Origin of the sequence: Siccibacter turicensis LMG 23730, from assembly GCF_000463155.2 — a bacterium.
In the GTDB taxonomy this organism is placed as follows: domain Bacteria; phylum Pseudomonadota; class Gammaproteobacteria; order Enterobacterales; family Enterobacteriaceae; genus Siccibacter; species Siccibacter turicensis.
The window spans coordinates 990,743-1,009,849 of the sequence record NZ_AWFZ01000028.1; the positions used below are offsets into that span (position 1 = coordinate 990,743).

At 56.9% G+C, this 19,107-nt stretch carries 17 protein-coding genes; 5 read left to right on the forward strand and 12 right to left on the reverse strand.

Features of this window, described 5'->3' with window-relative positions; genetic code table 11:
* Positions 1 to 133: 133 nt before the first annotated feature.
* The gene (locus DW58_RS08970) at positions 134 to 598 is read right to left on the reverse strand and encodes an Lrp/AsnC family transcriptional regulator (RefSeq protein WP_024549754.1); all 465 of its coding nucleotides are present in this window, start codon (positions 596 to 598) and stop codon (positions 134 to 136) included.
* Between the two features lie 115 nt (positions 599 to 713).
* On the opposite strand from DW58_RS08970, the gene DW58_RS08975 reads away from it, so the two are divergent.
* The gene (locus tag DW58_RS08975) at positions 714 to 1,760 is read left to right on the forward strand and encodes a PLP-dependent cysteine synthase family protein (RefSeq protein WP_029592751.1); all 1,047 of its coding nucleotides are present in this window, start codon (positions 714 to 716) and stop codon (positions 1,758 to 1,760) included.
* 43 nt (positions 1,761 to 1,803) lie between these two features.
* On the opposite strand, the gene cof is transcribed toward DW58_RS08975, so the two are convergent.
* Positions 1,804 to 2,622, reverse strand: coding sequence for an HMP-PP phosphatase (gene cof / locus DW58_RS08980; protein WP_024549873.1), 819 nt, complete (start codon positions 2,620 to 2,622; stop codon positions 1,804 to 1,806).
* A 99-nt stretch (positions 2,623 to 2,721) separates the two neighbouring features.
* Here cof and DW58_RS08985 point away from each other — a divergent pair, with 99 nt between their 5' ends.
* Positions 2,722 to 4,458: an SgrR family transcriptional regulator gene (locus tag DW58_RS08985; RefSeq protein WP_024549872.1), complete on the forward strand. Its 1,737-nt coding sequence runs from the start codon at positions 2,722 to 2,724 to the stop codon at positions 4,456 to 4,458.
* Positions 4,459 to 4,488: 30 nt separating this feature from the next.
* Positions 4,489 to 5,184, forward strand: coding sequence for a 7-cyano-7-deazaguanine synthase QueC (gene queC, locus DW58_RS08990; RefSeq protein ID WP_024549871.1), 696 nt, complete (start codon positions 4,489 to 4,491; stop codon positions 5,182 to 5,184).
* 3 nt (positions 5,185 to 5,187) lie between these two features.
* Here the strand turns inward: queC and DW58_RS08995 are convergent, their stop codons facing one another.
* The 10 genes from DW58_RS08995 to bolA form a co-directional block, all read right to left on the reverse strand.
* Positions 5,188 to 6,012: an MBL fold metallo-hydrolase gene (locus tag DW58_RS08995; protein WP_051195563.1), complete on the reverse strand. Its 825-nt coding sequence runs from the start codon at positions 6,010 to 6,012 to the stop codon at positions 5,188 to 5,190.
* Between the two features lie 169 nt (positions 6,013 to 6,181).
* On the reverse strand, positions 6,182 to 6,580 hold the full coding sequence (locus tag DW58_RS09000) for a YbgC/FadM family acyl-CoA thioesterase (RefSeq protein WP_024549869.1): 399 nt from the start codon (positions 6,578 to 6,580) through the stop codon (positions 6,182 to 6,184).
* Between the two features lie 100 nt (positions 6,581 to 6,680).
* Complete coding sequence (locus DW58_RS09005; RefSeq protein ID WP_024549868.1) at positions 6,681 to 7,070, reverse strand: ComEA family DNA-binding protein; 390 nt, start codon at positions 7,068 to 7,070, stop codon at positions 6,681 to 6,683.
* Positions 7,071 to 7,216: 146 nt separating this feature from the next.
* Positions 7,217 to 9,091: a peptidylprolyl isomerase gene (ppiD, locus tag DW58_RS09010; RefSeq protein ID WP_024549867.1), complete on the reverse strand. Its 1,875-nt coding sequence runs from the start codon at positions 9,089 to 9,091 to the stop codon at positions 7,217 to 7,219.
* A gap of 217 nt (positions 9,092 to 9,308) precedes the next feature.
* The gene (gene hupB / locus DW58_RS09015; RefSeq protein WP_024549866.1) at positions 9,309 to 9,581 is read right to left on the reverse strand and encodes a nucleoid-associated protein HU-beta; all 273 of its coding nucleotides are present in this window, start codon (positions 9,579 to 9,581) and stop codon (positions 9,309 to 9,311) included.
* Positions 9,582 to 9,796: 215 nt separating this feature from the next.
* Positions 9,797 to 12,151, reverse strand: a complete 2,355-nt coding sequence (gene lon, locus DW58_RS09020; protein WP_024549865.1) for an endopeptidase La — start codon at positions 12,149 to 12,151, stop codon at positions 9,797 to 9,799.
* Between the two features lie 185 nt (positions 12,152 to 12,336).
* On the reverse strand, positions 12,337 to 13,611 hold the full coding sequence (gene clpX / locus DW58_RS09025; protein ID WP_024549864.1) for an ATP-dependent protease ATP-binding subunit ClpX: 1,275 nt from the start codon (positions 13,609 to 13,611) through the stop codon (positions 12,337 to 12,339).
* Positions 13,612 to 13,740: 129 nt separating this feature from the next.
* On the reverse strand, positions 13,741 to 14,364 hold the full coding sequence (gene clpP, locus DW58_RS09030) for an ATP-dependent Clp endopeptidase proteolytic subunit ClpP (RefSeq protein WP_024549863.1): 624 nt from the start codon (positions 14,362 to 14,364) through the stop codon (positions 13,741 to 13,743).
* 300 nt (positions 14,365 to 14,664) lie between these two features.
* Positions 14,665 to 15,963, reverse strand: a complete 1,299-nt coding sequence (gene tig, locus DW58_RS09035) for a trigger factor (RefSeq protein ID WP_024549862.1) — start codon at positions 15,961 to 15,963, stop codon at positions 14,665 to 14,667.
* Positions 15,964 to 16,306: 343 nt separating this feature from the next.
* Complete coding sequence (gene bolA, locus DW58_RS09040; protein ID WP_024549861.1) at positions 16,307 to 16,624, reverse strand: transcriptional regulator BolA; 318 nt, start codon at positions 16,622 to 16,624, stop codon at positions 16,307 to 16,309.
* A 296-nt stretch (positions 16,625 to 16,920) separates the two neighbouring features.
* Between bolA and DW58_RS09045 the strand changes: the two genes are divergently transcribed.
* Complete coding sequence (locus DW58_RS09045; RefSeq protein WP_024549860.1) at positions 16,921 to 17,499, forward strand: lipoprotein; 579 nt, start codon at positions 16,921 to 16,923, stop codon at positions 17,497 to 17,499.
* A gap of 50 nt (positions 17,500 to 17,549) precedes the next feature.
* Positions 17,550 to 19,025 carry a muropeptide MFS transporter AmpG gene (gene ampG / locus DW58_RS09050; RefSeq protein ID WP_024549859.1) on the forward strand — a complete coding sequence of 492 codons (1,476 nt, stop codon included), beginning with the start codon at positions 17,550 to 17,552 and terminating at the stop codon, positions 19,023 to 19,025.
* The last annotated feature ends 82 nt before the right edge of the window (positions 19,026 to 19,107 follow it).

Sequence of the window (19,107 nt, forward strand, 5' to 3'; positions counted from 1 at the left end):
CGGTAATTTCCTGGTTGGGTAATTCAACAATCAATAAGGATGGGTGGCCCTGCAGGCGCTCAGGACGTTTCGATTCTAGTCTGAGCAGGATTTATGTCAAAAATGAGAATAAAAACAGCCGCTACCACAAAAACTATGGCGCATTTATCGGCAGCGCGGTGGTGTATTTTATCTGTTCCATAGCAAAACTTGAGGTGACATCGGACAGACCGGGCATGCGGTTAACCAGCCGCTTGTAGAAGTCGTCGTAGCGTTTCATATCTGCAACCTGCACCTGCATCAGATAGTCGTACTCGCCGGCCATGCGCCAGAACCCCAGCACTTCCGGCATCTCCTCAACCACGGCTACGAACTGGCTGTACCAGGCGCTGCTGTGCTGCTGGGTTTTGATCAGCATAAACGCGGTCAGCCCCAGCCCGAGCTTTTCGCCGTTAAGCAGCGCCACGCGGCCACGGATAATCCCTTCATCTTCCAGGCGCTTAAGCCGTTTCCAGCAGGGCGTGGTCGTCAGATTAACGGCATCCGCCAGCGCCTGCAAAGAGAGCGTGCAGTCTTCCTGCAGCAGCGAAAGCAGTTTCTGGTCAATTTTATCTATCATAGCGGCTTTCCTGAGAAAAATTTTCTCCATAGTGCGAAATATGCAGGCTAAATGGCAATTAATTTTTCCGCGCTTTGCTTTACGCTAGGCACAAAATGACAAACGGATTGCCACCATGAATCGCGCCTTCGTAAACCACGCCATCAACGAAATTAACGCCGACTTTCAGCGCTCGGCGGATACGCATCTCATCCGCCTTACCCTGCCCGCGTTTCCCGGCATCAACATCTACCTGAAGGATGAGAGCACCCATCCCACCGGCAGCCTGAAGCACCGCCTCGCCCGCTCGCTGTTTCTCTATGGCCTGAGCAACGGCTGGATTAACGAAGGCACAACCATTGTGGAGTCATCGTCCGGCTCCACCGCCGTGTCGGAGGCCTACTTCGCCCGTCTGCTCGGCCTGCCGTTTATCGCCGTGATGCCCTCCTGCACCGCGAAGCGCAAAATCGAGCAGATCGCCTTTTACGGCGGGCGCTGCCACTTTGTTGAAAGCGCCTGTGAGATTTATGAGGCTTCGGAAACCCTCGCCCGGGAGCTGCGCGGCCACTATATGGACCAGTTCACCTACGCGGAGCGGGCCACCGACTGGCGCGGCAACAACAACATCGCCGAGAGCATCTTCCGCCAGATGTCACACGAGCCGCACCCGGTGCCGGACTACATCGTGATGAGCGCCGGCACCGGCGGTACCTCGGCAACCCTTGGCCGCTATCTGCGTTACCAGGGACATGCCACAAAGCTGATGGTGGTGGATCCGGAAAACTCGGTGTTTATGGATTACTGGCAGCAGCGCGATCCGGCGCTGAAAAGCCAGGTCGGCAGCCGCATCGAAGGCATTGGCCGACCGCGCGTCGAGCCGTCGTTTATTCCTGATGTGATTGACGAGATGATGCGGGTGCCGGATGCCGCATCCATCGCGACGCTCGGCTGGCTGGAGGGACTGCTGGGCCGCAAGGTGGGCGCGTCAACCGGAACCAATATGTGGGGCGTGCTGCAGCTCGCCGCACGGATGCGCGCGGAGGGCCGACGCGGTGCTATCGTGACGCTGCTGTGCGACAGCGGCGAACGCTATCTCGACACCTGTTACAACCCGGAGTGGGTAGCGAAGCAGTTCGGGGATATCAGCGACTGGCGCAAGGCCATTGCTGAGCTGAACGCATAAAAAAAAGCCGGGGTTAGCGCCCGGCTTGCTGGAAGAGCCTCATCTATTCGGGGGAATAAGGAAGGTCAGAATGGTCCAGCCAATGAGATAAATAGTGGGATACTGCCTGACTCTGACAGTGACCAATCACCGGCAGATGCGGCAGCGCGGAGATCAGCTGCGGCATGGCGTTACCCATGATCAGGCCATGTCCCACCTGAGAAAGCATTTCACGATCGTTCATGGCATCGCCAAACGCCATGCACTCCGCGAGCGAAACGCCCAGATGTTCGCTCAGCACCGCCAGCGCCGCCCCTTTATTACAGCCGGGCGGCAGCACTTCCAGACACTCGAAGGCAGAAAAGCACAGGTGCGCACTGTCGCCCAGCGCGTCGCTGAGCTGCAGCCTAAGCTGCTCCAGATCGGCATGGTCGCCGACAAAACAGATTTTGGTGACCTCGTCAGTCGGCAGACGTTTGAGATCCGCCACCTGATATTCAAACCCGCTCATGCCATGCGCTACTAATAGCCAGGGCAGCGCTTTATCGGTAAACCAGCCGCGATCGTTGAACACGTGCATGCTGGCGGTGGTATTCCACTCGCCGTGCAGGACGCGCTCCGCGACCTGCGGGGTTAAATCCTGCGCGTGCAGCAGCTCGCCTTCAAAGGTGTGGATGCGCGTTCCGTTGCCGGTGATAAGAAACGCCTCCAGCCCCAGATTCGCCACCAGCTGGCGCATCTCCAGCGCGTGGCGCCCGGTGGCAAAGGCCAGCGTGATGTCCCGCTCGCGCAGGCGCTTCAGGGTGGCAAGCGTGGCATCGCCGAGGCGGTGGTCCGGCATCAGCAGCGTGCCGTCCATATCAAATGCAGCCAGTCGGGCCATGGTGTCTCCAGAAGAGGGAAATCAAGGATGAGCGAAAGTATTGCCTGGTATATACGGAACTAATAGGGAATACTTGCAAAAAATTGTTCAGGGTTTCCTGTGCGCCTCGCAAACAGACTCAACCAGTTTCAACGACTGTGGCAGCCCTCCCTGGGCGCGCCGCAGCAGGCCACCGTGGCAGAACTTGCCGAACGCTGCTTTTGCAGCGAGCGTCATATGCGCACGCTGCTTCGCCAGGCGCAGCTTGCCGGCTGGCTGACGTGGGAGGCGCAATCGGGACGCGGCAAACGCGGTACCCTCACCTTCCACACCTCGCCCCACAGCCTGCGCGGAACGCTGATGGAGCAGGCGCTCACCCGCGGCCACTCGCAGAACGCGCTGGAGCTGACCCGGCTGGCCCCTGAGCAACTCCGGCATCTGCTTCAGCCTTTCCTTGGCGGCCAGTGGCAGAACGATACCCCCACGCTGCGTATCCCCTACTACCGCCCGCTGGAGCCGCTCAGGCCAGGCTTTCTGCCGGGGCGCGCCGAGCAGCACCTTGCCGGGCAGATATTCTCCGGGATCACCCGTTTCGATTCCGACAGCGCCGAGCCGCAGGGCGATCTGGCCCATCACTGGCAGGTCAGCCCCGACGGCTGCGTATGGCAGTTTTACATCCGCTCCACCCTGCACTGGCATAACGGCGAGCGCATCGAAACCCACCAGCTTCAGGCGCGCCTGCAGCTCCTGCTGAGCGATCCACCGCTGGCGCGGCTGTTCGCCAGCGTGAAACAGATTGAGGTGCCGCATGCCCGCTGCCTGACCTTCCGCCTGCACTACCCCGATTACTGGCTGCCGTGGCGGCTGGCGAGCTACTGTAGCCGCCTGGCGCACCCGGATAACACACAGCTTGGCAGCGGGCCGTTTAGGCTGGTGGCCTTTAAACCAGACCTGGTGCGGCTGGAGTGCCATGAAAGCTGGCATCTGCAGCATCCGGTGCTGAAGGCGATTGAGTACTGGATCACCCCTCAGCTGTTTGAGCGGGAGATGGGCACCAGCTGTCGGCATCCGGCGCAGATCGCCATTGGCGATCCGGACGAGCTGACCACGCTGCGGCCGGTCAGTAACAGCATCAGTCTGGGGTTCTGCTACCTCGCGGTTCGCCAGCACGGCTCGCTCAGCCGCGCTCAGGCGCGACGCATCATGCAGATTATTCACCAGAGCGGCATCCTGGATACCCTGCCGCTGGATGAGAACCTCATTACCCCAACGACAGAGCTGGTGCCGGGGCTCACCATCCCCGACTGGCCACCGCATGCCGAGGCGCTCCAGCGCCAGTTGACGCTGGTGTACCACCTTCCCGGCGAGCTCCACACCATGGCCGCCCAGCTGGAACGCTACTTTGCCGATCTCGGCTGCACGCTCAACGTGCTGTTTCACAATGCCAAAAACTGGACCGGTTGCGCCCAGCTTGCCGGGGCAGATTTGGTGATGGGCGACAGGCTGATTGGCGAAGCGCCGGAGTACACCCTGGAGCAGTGGCTGCGCAGCGATGTGCTGTGGCCGGCATTACTGACCGCGGAGCAGTATGCGCAGCTTCAGACCACGTTGAACGTGGTACAGGCCGAGCCCCGGCACGCGCAGCGCAATGCTGGCTTACATCGGGTGCTGGCCGCACTGATGGACGATGCGGTGCTGACGCCGCTGTTTAACTACCGCTACCAGATTAGCGCTCCGCCCGGCGTCAATGGCATTCATCTCAACGCGCTGGGCTGGTTCGATTTCACCCGCGCCTGGCTACCGCCGCCGGAAATCCGTGAAGAAGCTGGAGGGCGTGGCCCTGGGGCGTTACCATAGCGGCCACTGCCGTCAACAACAGGAACGATTATGAAACGTGCCGTCGTGGTCTTTAGCGGAGGCCAGGATTCCACCACCTGCCTGATTCAGGCGCTCCAGCAGTACGATGAAGTACACTGCGTTACCTTCGACTACGGTCAACGCCATCGCGCCGAGATCGATGTGGCGCGTGAGCTGGCCACAGCGCTGGGCGCGCGGGCGCATAAAGTGCTGGATGTCACCCTGCTGAACGAGCTTGCGGTCAGCAGCCTGACGCGGGACAGCATCCCGGTCCCCGATTACCAGCCCGATGCTAGCGGCATTCCCAACACCTTCGTGCCGGGACGCAATATTCTGTTCCTCACCCTGACGGCGATCTATGCCTATCAGGTGCAGGCCGAAGCGGTGATCACCGGGGTGTGTGAAACCGATTTTTCCGGCTACCCGGACTGCCGCGATGAGTTCGTTAAGGCGCTCAACCATGCGGTAAACCTGGGGATGGCGCGCGAGGTACGCTTTGAAACGCCGCTGATGTGGCTCGACAAAGCGGAGACCTGGGCGCTTGCGGATTACTGGGGCAAGCTTGATACCGTGCGCGAAGAGACGCTCACCTGCTACAACGGTATCAAAGGCGACGGCTGCGGCCAGTGCGCCGCCTGTAACCTCCGTGCCAACGGCCTGAACCATTATCTGGCCGATAAGCCTGCCGTAATGGCGGCCATGAAGCAGAAAACCGGTCTTTGTTAAGCGTTATCCCTGTCGCAGGCGCTCATACTCCTTCGCATCATGACTGCAAAAGAGCGTGACGCCTGCGCTCTCCTGCTGCGCCAGCACGCGTAGCCGCTGCTGGTTTTCCAGCCGCGCCTGTCGGTCTTTCTCCATCATCCACTGATAGAAACGCAGCCCCGGCGTGCAGTGATAGCGCGCTGCCATCTCGCCACGGTAGAACCAGGCATCGCCGCCGTGCAGCAACCACCCGTCGCTGTGCGAAATTGCGACGCCCGCGTGCCCGGTAGTGTGGCCCGGCAACGGAATTAACAGGATCTCCGGCGGTAAACCGTCCAGTTCGCGAACCGCGTCAAACCCGAACCACTTCTCGCCGCCGGGGGCATAGCCGTGCCAGCCGTCAGTGGTACGCCACTGCTGGTCCACATACCGCCGGTGATCGAGCCAGGTACGCTGCGCCCGCACGCTGGCGATTTCATCCTGCATCAGGTGAAGCCGGGCATTGGGGAAGTCGGTGATTCCCCCCGCATGGTCGAAATCGAGGTGCGTCAGCACGATGTGCCTGACGTCCGCCGCCTGAAATCCAAGTTGCTGAATCTGATACAGCGCGGTCAGTTCGCGACGGTACTGAATGTTGTTCAACGCCCGGAAAAAGGCTGGCAGCCTGCGCTGTGGCTGCGTCATATCCTGCTCGCCAAAACCGGTATCCACCAGCACCAGGCCATCGCGATTGGTTTCAATCAGCAGGCAGTGGCAGATAAGGTGCGCGTGCACGCCCTTGCTGAAACCGTCGTACAGCGCGCCGCCCAGCGGGCACATACAGCCGCAGTTAAGATGATGAATTCGCATACCTCTCCTTTGCCAGAAAACCCATGTCGACCGCAAAGTATAGAAGCGATAGCGGGATAACTCAGGCGAGGCGGCAGGCTTCAGCGTGACGGCACAGGATGCGGCAGGCCGTCACGGGTGACATCTTCCTGCCGCGCTGCCGGGGCGTTACCGCCGTATGCGGGCCTCGTCAGACGATCAGTTGCTCAAGCTTGTCGCGCAGCTCCCCTTCCAGCGGCAGCGCTTTCTGGGTTTTCAAATCGATACAGACAAAGGTGATCAGCGCATCGGCGACCACATCGCTGGCGGATTTACGGGTGACGACCTGGCTTAGCACGCCGCTCTTACCGTTAAGCTGCTCGACCGCGCTGCTGATGGTTAGCACGTCTCCCAACACCGCCGGGCTGCGGTAGTTGATGTTGATGTTCACCACCACGAACGCGATGTTGTGAGCCATCATCCACTGGAAGCTCTCGCTCTGCTCAAGCCCTGCCCAGCGCGCCTCCTCAAGAAACTCAAGGTAGCGGGCATTATTTACGTGTTGATAAACATCGATATGGAAACCACGAACGGTAATCTGCGTCTGCATAGCGCCAGGCCTTCCTGTCATTGTTATAGGGTAAGAGGTCACACAACTGGTATGACCTCTCTAGTCTGGCAAAGTTTTACCACTCTGCAAGGCGCGTCATTCAGAGTTTGAGGTGCGCCATATTTCGTTCAACCAGGGCGTTGCCCATTCCCGGCACCTGCTTGAGATCCTCAAGGGATTTAAAGGGTCCGTACTCTTCCCGATAGCTGACAATCGCCTGGGCCTTTTTCGCGCCTACGCCGTTCAGCGCCTGCGCCAGCTCTTCCGCCGTGGCGGTGTTGATACTTACCGTTTCGTCGTCGCTTACCTGCTTCTCCTGCGCCATAACCGGCGGCGTTGCGCTGCGCGTCTCCCCCTTCGCCGCCATTGTTGCCTGCGCGTGGGGGGCGTCGCTTTTGGGGGCGGCAGATGACGCGGCGGAGGCGGTATAGCAGACGCTGCTCATCATCATTGCCAGAGTAATAAAAAATGCGTTGAATCCAGGTTTCATGCTGTTATCTCCTTGTTTGTTGACAGCAAGGCCACGATAACGGCGGGCAGAGCGCGAGGCAAAAGGCAGATTGCAGAAATGGAAAAGGCCGCGAAAGCGGCCTTTAGGTGTTGCACTAACGTGCAGAAAATGTGCGAGGCGTCTCGTTATTGTTGCGGATCCGCCATGTCGCCATATTTGATTTTGGCCTCTTTACGCAGGTTCTGCATCAGGGCATCAAATGCAATGGAGGCATTGTTCTGCGCCAGACCTTTGGTCATCGCTTTTTTCTGCTCTTCCGGCATGGTGCCGCTGCGGACTTCATCCAGCGCCAGCAGAACGACATTGCCCTGCTCATTGTCTGCCACACCGTAGCTCGGTTTATCCTTCGCCGGGAGCGGCAGGTTAAACGCAGCCTGGCTCACCTGATCGCCAGCGTTACGGCTCAGCGTTTTCGCCTCACCAAAGCTCAGGCCTGCGGCTTTCAGGGCTTCGTCGCCTTTACCGCTCTTCAGGGTGGTAAGCAGTTTCTGCGCGTCCTGGTTGGCCTGCTGACGAGCTTTATTCAGCTTCAGGGTATCGACAACCTGCGTGCGGACTTCATCCAGCGGTTTTGCGGCTTCCGCTTTATGGTCGGTGATGCGCAGTACGAAAGCACGATCGCCTTCCACGGTGATGATGTCTGAGTTGTTACCCGGCGCACCGTTTGCCCCCACCAGTGAACCGCCGAAGATGGCATCAGCAACCGGTTTGAAGTTCAGCTCTTCCGGGAGCTGATTCTGACTGAACCAGCCGGTCTGCACCGCTTTCACGCCCGCAACCTGCTCGGCGGCCTGCAAGGAAGTGTTGTCGTTGGTGGCCGCTTCGCTGACCTTCTGCTGCAGCGCGAAGTAGGCATCCAGCGCCTTGTTCTGCTTCACTTTCGCAATGATGGCATCACGCACCTCGGCCAGCGGTTTCACCTGTGCCGGCTGGGTATCATCCAGACGCGCCACCAGGAAGCCCACCGATGAGGTGATGACGTCAGACAGCTGGCCTTTTTCGGTCAGCTTCGCGTTTTTCAGCTCGTCCGGGGTAGTAGACTCTTCCAGCCACCCCATATCGCCGCCGTTACGGGCGGAGATGATATCGGTAGATTTGGCTTTCGCCAGCGCGGCAAAGTCTTCCCCTTTCTTCAGCGCATCCAGCACCTGCTTCGCCTGATCTTCCGTTTTGGTCTGGATCACGCTGTAGCGATGACGGGCCGGCGTTGTGAATTCAGCCTGATGCTCATCGTAATAAGCCTGAATCTCGGCATCGCTAACCTGCTGTGCCATCGTGGCGGCATCCAGCTTGATGTAGCTTACGCGATACTGTTCCGGCGTCAGGTACTCGTTCTTGTGGGCGTTGTACCAGGCGTTAATCTCGGCATCGCTAATCTGCAGTTTCGCAGCAAGGGCCTTCACGTCAATTGCGGCCTGACGCACCACGCGCTGCTGGGATACCAGGGCGGCGATCTCGTCAGCTTCGCCTTTCAGCGTAAAGTCGGTGCCCAGTACGGCATTCACCACCTGCTGATTCAGCAGCTGATTGCGCAGGCTCTGTGCGTAGGAGTCAGGCGTCAGCTGGTTGGCAGCTAACAGGGAGGTAAAGCGCTGGTTATCGAACTTCCCGTCGGTTTGGAACATCGGGGTGTTAAAGATGGCCTGTTTGATCTGCGCATCGCTGATGCCCAGCCCCAGCGATTTGGCGTACTGGTCAAGCAGCGCCTGATCGATCATCTGGTTCAACACTTCCTGACGCTTACGCTTCATGAAGTTTTCATCCGCCGCCAGCACCGAGAACTGCTCGCCCAGTTCATTCTGCAAACGGGTACGCTCGCGCATGACCTCGCCTTCGAACTGCGCGCGGTTGATCTCCTGCCCGTTTACTTTTGCGGCGTAGTTACTGTTACCGCCAATCAGGTAGTTACCTACGCCAGTCAGAACGAATGACACGATAATCAAACCCAGAATGATCTTGAGCACGAGGTGGTTAGCCGACGCGCGTAAATTGTCCATCATGGTGTAACAACACTCCGCTGTAGGTGACTGTAATCCCGCGCAAACACCGCCACCCCGAAAGGTGCGAGGCTGCCGCTGCGCGCAAAAAAGCTATTGTGACAAGAAACCGGGCCAATTGTCAGCCCACATCGTGCAGAAAGTCTTATTCAGGGCATAAAAAAAGGCACATCAGAAGATGCGCCCTCGTCAGTAGCTCCTCTCGCACGAGAGAAGTGGTTTAGTTCACCGCGTCTTTCAGCGCTTTACCAGCACGGAAACCGGGGACTTTAGCGGCTGCGATAGTGATCTCTTTACCGGTCTGTGGGTTGCGGCCGGTGCGGGCTGCGCGTTCACGAACAGCAAAAGTACCAAAACCAACCAGGGCTACATCGTCTCCTGCTTTCAGAGATTCAGTAACAGAAGCAATCCACGCATCTAACGCACGTCCAGCCGCAGCCTTGGAAATATCAGCACCTGCGGCAATTTTGTCTATCAGTTGAGATTTATTCACTCTTCTCTTCCTCTCTTTATTATATATATCGCGCCTGCATATCCATCACAGCGCGACCGCGGAGCAGTTATAGCAGGCCTCTCATGCCCTTACAACACCAGAAAAAATATTTAATCAGGCCTGGCAGCCCCATAAATTAGCGGCACAAAAAAAAGCTGGCAAGTATGATTTACCCTGCCAGCTTCGTTTTTATTGATGCATTATGCGTCAGGTCACTATTTTGCGGTGACGACCTGAATTCCGGACGGTTCGTTCTGCAGTGCCAGCGCCAGGACTTCTTCGATACGCTTCACCGGATGAATAGTCAGATCGGCGATAACGTTGTCCGGAATTTCTTCCAGATCGCGTTTGTTCTCGTAAGGAATCAGCACGGTTTTGATGCCCCCGCGGTGCGCTGCCAGCAGCTTCTCTTTCAGCCCGCCGATCGGCAGTACCTGGCCACGCAGGGTGATCTCACCGGTCATGGCAACGTCGGCACGTACCGGGTTACCGGTCAGGCAAGAGACCAGCGCAGTGCACATGGCGATACCGGCGCTCGGGCCGTCCTTCGGGGTCGCCCCTTCCGGCACGTGAACGTGAATATCACGCTTCTCGTAGAAATCGCCGTTGATGCCGAGCTTCTCGGCACGCGCACGCACTACGGTAAGCGCCGCCTGGATGGACTCCTGCATAACCTCACCCAGCGAGCCGGTGTAAGAAAGCTTCCCTTTACCCGGTACGCACGCGGTTTCAATGGTCAGCAGATCGCCGCCCACTTCGGTCCACGCCAGCCCCGTTACCTGGCCCACGCGGTTTTCGCTGTCCGCACGGCCGTAGTCGAAGCGCTGCACGCCGAGGTAGTCTTTCAGGTTATCGCCGTTAATCTCAATGTGCTTGCTGGTTTTATCCAGCAGCAGCTGTTTCACCGCTTTACGGCACAGCTTGGAGATTTCACGCTCAAGGCTACGCACGCCCGCTTCACGGGTGTAGTAGCGGATGATGCCGACGATGGCGCTGTCGTCTACCGTCAGTTCGTTCGGCTTCAGCGCGTTGCGTTCAATCTGCTTCGGCAGCAGGTGGCGCTTCGCGATGTTCAGCTTCTCGTCTTCGGTGTAGCCGGACAGACGGATAACTTCCATACGGTCAAGCAGCGGCGCCGGGATGTTCATGGAGTTAGAGGTTGCCACGAACATGACATCGCTCAGGTCGTAATCCACTTCCAGATAGTGATCGTTAAACGCCACGTTCTGTTCCGGATCCAGTACTTCCAGCAGCGCTGAAGCCGGGTCACCGCGCATGTCGGAGGACATCTTGTCGATCTCATCCAGCAGGAACAGCGGATTTTTCACCCCCACTTTCGCCATTTTCTGGATCAGTTTGCCCGGCATCGAACCAATATAGGTACGACGGTGGCCGCGGATTTCCGCTTCATCACGCACGCCGCCGAGCGCCATACGGATGTACTTACGGCCTGTAGCCTTGGCGATGGACTGCCCCAGGGAGGTTTTACCTACCCCCGGCGGCCCGACCAGGCACAGGATCGGCCCTTTAATTTTGTTCACGCGGCTCTGGACGGCGAGATACTCAAGGATGCGGTCTTTCACACGCTCAAGGCCGTAGTGATCGGTATCGAGGATCTCCTGCGCCTGGCGCAGATCTTTCTTCACCTTGCTGCGCGCGTTCCACGGAACCTGCACCATCCACTCGATGTAGCCGCGCACCACGGTCGCTTCCGCAGACATCGGCGACATCATTTTCAGCTTCTGCAGTTCGGCTTCGGCTTTCTCTTTCGCCTCTTTCGGCATTTTCGCCGCGTCGATCTTGCGTTTCAGCGCTTCGTTTTCATCCGGCGCGTCTTCCATCTCGCCCAGCTCTTTCTGAATAGCTTTCATTTGCTCATTCAGGTAGTACTCGCGCTGGCTTTTCTCCATCTGCTTTTTCACGCGGTTGCGAATGCGTTTCTCAACCTGCAGCAGATCGATTTCAGACTCCATCATCGCCATCAGATATTCCAGACGCTCGTTAACGTCGGACATCTCCAGCACCGACTGTTTGTCGGCAAGCTTAAGCGGCATGTGCGCAGCGATGGTGTCTGCCAGACGTGCAGGATCGTCGATGCTATTAAGCGACGTCAGCACTTCCGGCGGAATTTTTTTGTTAAGTTTGATATAGCCTTCAAACTGGCTAATGGCGGTGCGCACCAGCACTTCCTGCTCGCGCTCTTCAATGGCTGGCGAGTCAAGGTATTCGGCTTTAGCGGTGAAGTGTTCGCCGTTGTCTGAAAGCGTCGTGATGCGTGCGCGCTGCAAACCTTCGACCAGCACCTTAACGGTACCGTCCGGCAGTTTCAGCATCTGCAGAATGGATGCCACGGTCCCGACGGTGAAAAGGTCATTCACGCCTGGCTCATCCGTTGACGCCTCTTTCTGGGCGACCAGCATGATTTTTTTATCATTATCCATAGCCGCTTCGAGGCAACGGATTGATTTTTCCCGTCCCACAAACAAGGGGATGACCATGTGCGGATAAACCACCACATCGCGCAACGGCAATACGGGGATTTCAATGCGTTCAGAACGCTCAGGATTCATAGAGCTCTCTCTTAGTTTAGTGTCCGCCAGGTTATGGAGCGCACATGACATCGTTCATGACGCCGCTAACAAGTAAATCAGTATATGGGGATGTATCGCGTGGATTCAACGGCAGGAACGAAGGAAAAATAAATGGGGAGCTAAACTCCCCATTTTTTTATTAACTGACTGTATGGACTGGTTAATTATTCGCCGGATGCCTGCTGTGCTTCCGGTTTCCCGTAAATCAGCATTGGCTTGGACTGGCCGGCAATAACTGCGTCGTCAATTACCACTTTTTCCACTTCATCCATGGACGGCAGATCGTACATCGTATCAAGCAGTGCGCCCTCTACGATGGAGCGCAGGCCACGCGCACCGGTTTTGCGCGCCATCGCTTTTTTGGCGATCGCGTTCAGCGCTTCGTCGCGGAACTCAAGTTCCACGCCTTCCAGATTGAACAGCGCCTGATACTGTTTGGTCAGGGCGTTTTTCGGCTCTTTCAGGATCTGAATCAGCGCTTCTTCGCTCAGTTCGTTCAGCGTGGCAACCACCGGCAGACGACCGATAAACTCCGGGATAAGACCAAACTTGATCAGATCTTCCGGCTCTACCTGGGCCAGCAGTTCACCTTCGTTCGCTTTCTGGGACTGGGCTTTTACCGTCGCACCAAAGCCGATACCTGAACCGGTTTCAACGCGGTTAGCGATGACTTTATCCAGACCGGCAAAGGCGCCGCCGCAGATAAAGAGGATCTTAGAGGTATCAACCTGCAGGAATTCCTGCTGCGGATGCTTACGGCCACCCTGCGGCGGTACGGCTGCCACGGTGCCTTCGATAAGCTTCAGCAGCGCCTGCTGTACGCCTTCACCGGATACATCGCGCGTAATTGACGGGTTGTCAGATTTACGGGAGATTTTGTCGATCTCATCGATGTATACAATGCCGCGCTGCGCTTTTTGCACGTCGTAATCGCACTTCTGCAGCAGTTTCTGAATAATGTTTTCAACGTCTTCACCCACGTAACCGGCTTCGGTCAGCGTGGTGGCGTCAGCCATGGTGAAGGGAACGTCCAGCAGGCGGGCCAGGGTTTCGGCCAGCAGGGTTTTACCGCTACCGGTCGGGCCGATAAGCAGAATGTTACTTTTACCCAGCTCAACGCCGTTGGAGCTGTCGCCATTGCGCAGACGTTTGTAGTGGTTATATACCGCGACCGCGAGGACTTTTTTCGCTTGCTCCTGCCCGATAACATAGTCATCCAGATGAGCACGGATTTCATGCGGTGTAGGCAGCGCACTGCGTTCACGATGCGGCGCTACTTCTTTAATCTCTTCGCGAATGATGTCGTTACACAAATCGACACACTCGTCGCAGATATACACGGATGGACCGGCAATCAGTTTGCGTACTTCATGCTGGCTTTTGCCGCAAAAAGAGCAGTACAACAGTTTGCCCGAACCATCTTTGCGTTTATCTGTCATGAGTCAAAACCTCTTTTCTGTTCTTTGTGCCGCACACAACGACGCAATGCTATTCACAGGCGCAAGCTGTATTCACCGTAATGAGGCGCCAGCGTTACTATAGTATAGCGGCCTCACACGGCCTGCCCATCAGCTACGATGGGTTAAAATTGAATCAACCAGCCCGTACTCTACCGCTTCCGATGCCGACAGGAAACGGTCGCGCTCGGTATCACGTTCAATCTGCTCAAGAGATTGACCCGTGTGATGCGCCATAAGTTCATTCATGCGGCCTTTCACTTTCAGGATTTCACGCGCGTGGATTTCGATATCCGTTGCCTGACCCTGATAACCGCCCAGCGGCTGGTGGATCATCACGCGAGAGTTCGGCAGGCAGAAACGTTTGCCTTTCGCGCCAGCGGTCAGCAGGAATGCGCCCATTGACGCGGCCTGACCCATACAAATGGTGCTGACGTCCGGCTTGATAAACTGCATCGTGTCGTAAATTGACATCCCGGCCGTGATCACACCGCCAGGAGAGTTAATGTACAGGTAGATGTCCTTTTCCGGGTTCTCTGCTTCGAGAAACAGCATCTGCGCCACGATCAGGTTTGCCATGTGGTCTTCCACCTGACCGGTCATGAAAATGACGCGCTCCTTGAGCAGGCGGGAGTAGATATCGAATGAACGCTCACCGCGTGAGGTTTGTTCAATCACCATCGGCACCAGGGCCATATGGGGTGCTACATTATCTCGTTCGCCACTGTATGACATTTCCGTCTCCTGGATAAATATTCGTAAGTCGCCTGCTGTACTGATTCTACTTGAGACGACCAGGCATGACTATGCCTGTGGTGCCTCACAACCTTCACGGACGGATTATCAGCCAGAGTATTCGTTGAGTTACCAATGATTAATGGGGTTTATGCTGCCCTATTTCAAGCATAACAACGTTTTCTTGTTACGCTAACATTCCGGCACGCTTTTCGCATCAGAACAAAACGAAATGTGAAAAAAAAAGCCCGTCACCGACGGTGACAGGCTTTATGGCATGACGCGGTGATGAAAAGCGGCTTACGCCTGCTGGTTCATCAGGTCGTTGAAGGAGGTTGGTTTCTCGGTCACTTTCGCTTTCGCGAGAACCGCTTCCACAGCCTGCTCTTCCAGTGCGACGTTGCGCATGTTGTCCATCAGCTCTTTGTTTTTGCTGTAGAACTCGATCACTTCAGCCGGATCTTCGTAGGCAGACGCCATCTCTTCGATGAGGGTCTTAACGCGATCTTCGTCTGCTTTCAGTTCGTGGGTACGAATCACTTCGCCCAGCAGCAGACCAACGATAACGCGGCGTTTTGCCTGCTCTTCGAACAGTTCACGCGGCAGTTCCAGAGCCTGCTTCTCGCTGCCACCGAAACGCTGTGCAGCCTGACGGCGCAGAACGTCGATTTCGCTGTCGATAAGCGCAGACGGGATCTCGATCTCGTTAGCCTGAACCAGACCTTCGATCGCCTGAGTTTTCACACGGTTACGCACCGCGCCTTTCAGTTCACGATCCATGTTCTTACGTACTTCAGTACGCAGGCCCGCGATGGAACCGTCTTCAACGCCGAAACGCTTGATGAAGTCAGCAGTCAGTTCCGGCAGCTCGCGCTCTTCTACTTTCTTCAGCACGATGTCGAACTTCGCCGCTTTACCTTTCAGGTTTTCAGCGTGGTAATCTTCCGGAAAGGTCACGTCGATGGTGAACTCGTCGCCCGCTTTGTGACCTTTGATACCGTCTTCAAAGCCCGGGATCATGCGGCCCTGGCCCATCGCCAGTACGAAGTCAGACGCTTTGCCGCCTTCGAACTCTTCGCCGTCTACAGAGCCAGAGAAGTCGATGGTAACGCGGTCTTCGGCTTCAACAGCGCCGTCTTTGTCTTTCCAGGTTGCCTGCTGCTTACGCAGGGTGTCCAGCATGGTGTCAACGTCTTCGTCGGTCACTTCAACAACCGGTTTTTCAACGACGATGTTTTCCAGGCCTTTCAGCTCAACTTCCGGATACACTTCGAACTCAACCGCGTAGGTGAAGTCTTCACCCAGCTTGTATTCGCCCGGAACGTAGTTCGGTGCGCCGGCCGGATTGATTTTCTCTTTGATGATCGCTTCAACGAAGTTGCGGCTCATCAGGTCGCCCAGCACGTCCTGGCGAACAGAAGCGCCATAACGCTGAGCAACGACATTCATCGGTACTTTACCCTTACGAAAACCGTCAATGCGGACTTTCTTCGCTACGTTGACCAGCTCGCTTTTTACAGCGTTTTCGATGCTGTCAGCAGCGATTGTAATCGTTACACGGCGCCCAAGGCCCTGAGTGGTTTCAACTGAAACTTGCATCTTGTTACCTCAAAAAATCACAGTGCTCGGTCAACTCCGGAAGCGATATCTGCTTCGCAGAACCGGGATGTCCTCTGTATCAGAATCACATTCCCTGTCGTCAGAATCATCCCGAAGACGTTCCGAAAAATAAGACGCAGCATTATAGCGGCATCGCTGTAGTGAGTCGAGAAGCGCAAACACGCCGGTCTGCGGCGTTTTTCACACTTCCCACTGTTTTTTGCCTGAACCGGCCCGGCCGGCATAACCATTCAGACAAAATAAAACGGCCCGCAGGCCGCTGGTGTTCCACTCTCTATACCGCAACATACTGGAAAAGTTCCCATCGTTGCAAATCCACGCGTCAGGCGATGGTGCCTGCGCCACGGCACGGCGGCGAAGGAAACACGGTGTTTTGCAACCCTTCCCACTCTTTAATGGTATAGGTATGCAGCGCCAGTGCATGCACGGTAGAGGCAAGCTCTTCGGCCAGCGCGCTATAAATCAGACGATGACGCGTTAAAAAACGCTCACCGACAAAGCGATCGCTTACCAGCACCACTTTGAAGTGGCTTTCGGATCCTGCTGGTACGTTATGTCGATAGCTCTCATCCACGACTTCGAGATGAACGGGCGCTAACGCCGCCCGGAGTTTGTCTTCGATACGTTCACGAATCATCATGGCTGTTTGCTCCTGTGATAACGCAGAAAGGCGCCCTTTCTTAGTAAAATGGTAGCCGCTTTTACCGGTTATTTTGGTCCGCGACAACAATTATTACCGGGGCATGGCGGTTTAACGACGCGATTGTGAGCGTAATGGCAGCCTGGCCCAATGAGCAGTCATTTATTCTGACGAATAAGCAAAAAACGTCATGCCGCTGCATTTCGCTTCGTTTACCACTTCCCCTGGTCGCATGCGATGTTTATGATGGCGAGAATTTTCTTTTTGATAGCACACGTAATTTCGAGAATACGAACATGTTAAAAAAAATCCTTTTCCCGTTGGTTGCGCTGTTCATGCTGGCCGGTTGCACCACACCGCCGACCACCATTGATGTTTCACCTAAAATCTCCCTGCCCCAGCAGGATCCCAGCCTGATGGGCGTGACCGTTAGCATTAACGGTGCCGATCAGCGTCAGGATCAGGCGCTGGCGAAAGTGACCCGCAATAATCAGCTGGTTACCCTGACTGCCTCCCGCGACCTGCGTTTCCTGCTGCAGGAAGTGCTTGAGAAGCAGATGACCTCCCGCGGCTACATGATTGGGCCGAACGGCGCGGTTAACCTGCAGATCATCGTTAACCAGCTTTATGCTGACGTCTCCCAGGGCAACGTGCGTTACAACATCGCCACCAAAGCGGACATCGCGATCATTGCGACCGCGGCTAACGGTAACAAGCTGAACAAAAACTACCGCGCCAGCTACAGCGTGGAAGGTGCGCTTCAGGCCTCTAACAAGAATATCGCCGATGCCGTTAACAGCGTGCTGACCGACACCATTGCCGATATGGCGCAGGATACCGCGGTTCACGAGTTCATTAAGCAGAACGCGCGTTAATCCTCTCTGTACAGGCCCGGCAGCGTCGGGCCTGTGATGACCATCTGATTATGCCCAGTCTCTCATTACGCTTTTTCCAGCATCCGACATCCGTCATTCTGCTCATCCTGGGCTTTGCCTCCGGTCTGCCGCTGGCGCTGACGTCTGGCACGCTCCAGGCGTGGATGACCGTGGAAAACGTCGACCTCAAAACCATCGGGTTCTTCTCGCTGGTGGGTCAGGCGTACGTGTTCAAATTCCTCTGGTCACCGATGATGGACCGCTACGTCCCGCTGTTTCTCGGCAGGCGCCGCGGCTGGCTGCTGATTACCCAGCTTCTGCTGCTGGTGGCGATTGCGGGCATGGGCTTTCTCGAACCCTCAACCCATTTACGCTGGATGGCGGCGCTGGCGGTCATTATTGCCTTCTGCTCCGCCTCGCAGGATATCGTGTTCGACGCCTGGAAAACCGACGTGCTGCCCGCCGAAGAGCGCGGTGCGGGCGCGGCGATCAGCGTGCTTGGCTATCGCCTGGCGATGCTGGTGTCCGGCGGGCTGGCACTGTGGCTGGCGGATAAATACCTCGGCTGGCAAGGGATGTACTGGCTGATGGCGGCGCTGATGATCCCCTGCATCATCGCCACGCTGATGGCCCCGGAGCCGGCAATCGATGCACCGGTGCCGCGCACGCTGGAGCAGGCCGTCATGGCCCCGCTGCGGGATTTCTTCGGGCGCAACAACGCCTGGCTGATTCTGATGCTGATTGTGCTTTACAAGCTGGGCGATGCGTTTGCCATGTCGCTCACCACCACCTTTTTGATCCGCGGCGTCGGTTTTGATCCGTCTGACGTCGGGATGGTCAACAAGTCACTGGGGCTGTTCGCCACCATTCTCGGGGCGCTGCTCGGCGGGGCGCTGATGCAGCGTCTTTCGCTGTTTCGCGCCCTGTTGCTGTTCGGCCTGCTGCAGGCGGTTTCTAACGCCGGCTACTGGCTGCTGGCGATCAGCGCCAAAAGCATTTACACCATGGCCGCAGCGGTCTTCTTTGAGAACCTGTGCGGCGGAATGGGCACCGCGGCGTTTGTCGCCCTGCTGATGACGCTGTGTAACGTCTCGTTCTCCGCTACCCAGTTTGCGCTGCTCTCCGCCCTGGCGGCGGTGGGCCGCGTCTATGTCGGTCCGGTCGCCGGCTGGTTCGTGGAGGCGCACGGCTGGCCGCTGTTCTACCTCTTCTCGGTGGTAGCCGCCCTTCCCGGCCTGGTGCTGCTGGTCGTGTGCCGTCAGACGCTGGAGTACACCCAGCGCACCGGCGCCTTCCTGCCGCGTCGCCATTTTGCGCGCGCGTATCAGGCGGCAGTTACTCTGCTGGCTGTGGCCGCAGCCTGCGTGGGCGGATGGCTGATACTCCTTGCCGTGAACGCGCTGGGGATAGAGAACGACGTACTTGCGTCGGCGCTGCTGGAGGCCGGTGCCGTTCTGGCGCTGCTGGCGTTTGTTGCTGGTGGCGTGCTTGATGCGCTAGCGCTGCGCCGTGATACGGACCAGTAAGCAGCCATTAACCTTTATTAAACGTTATAATTACACATCGCAATTACATTGACTAAATAGTGAGCGTTTAAAATAAATTGTA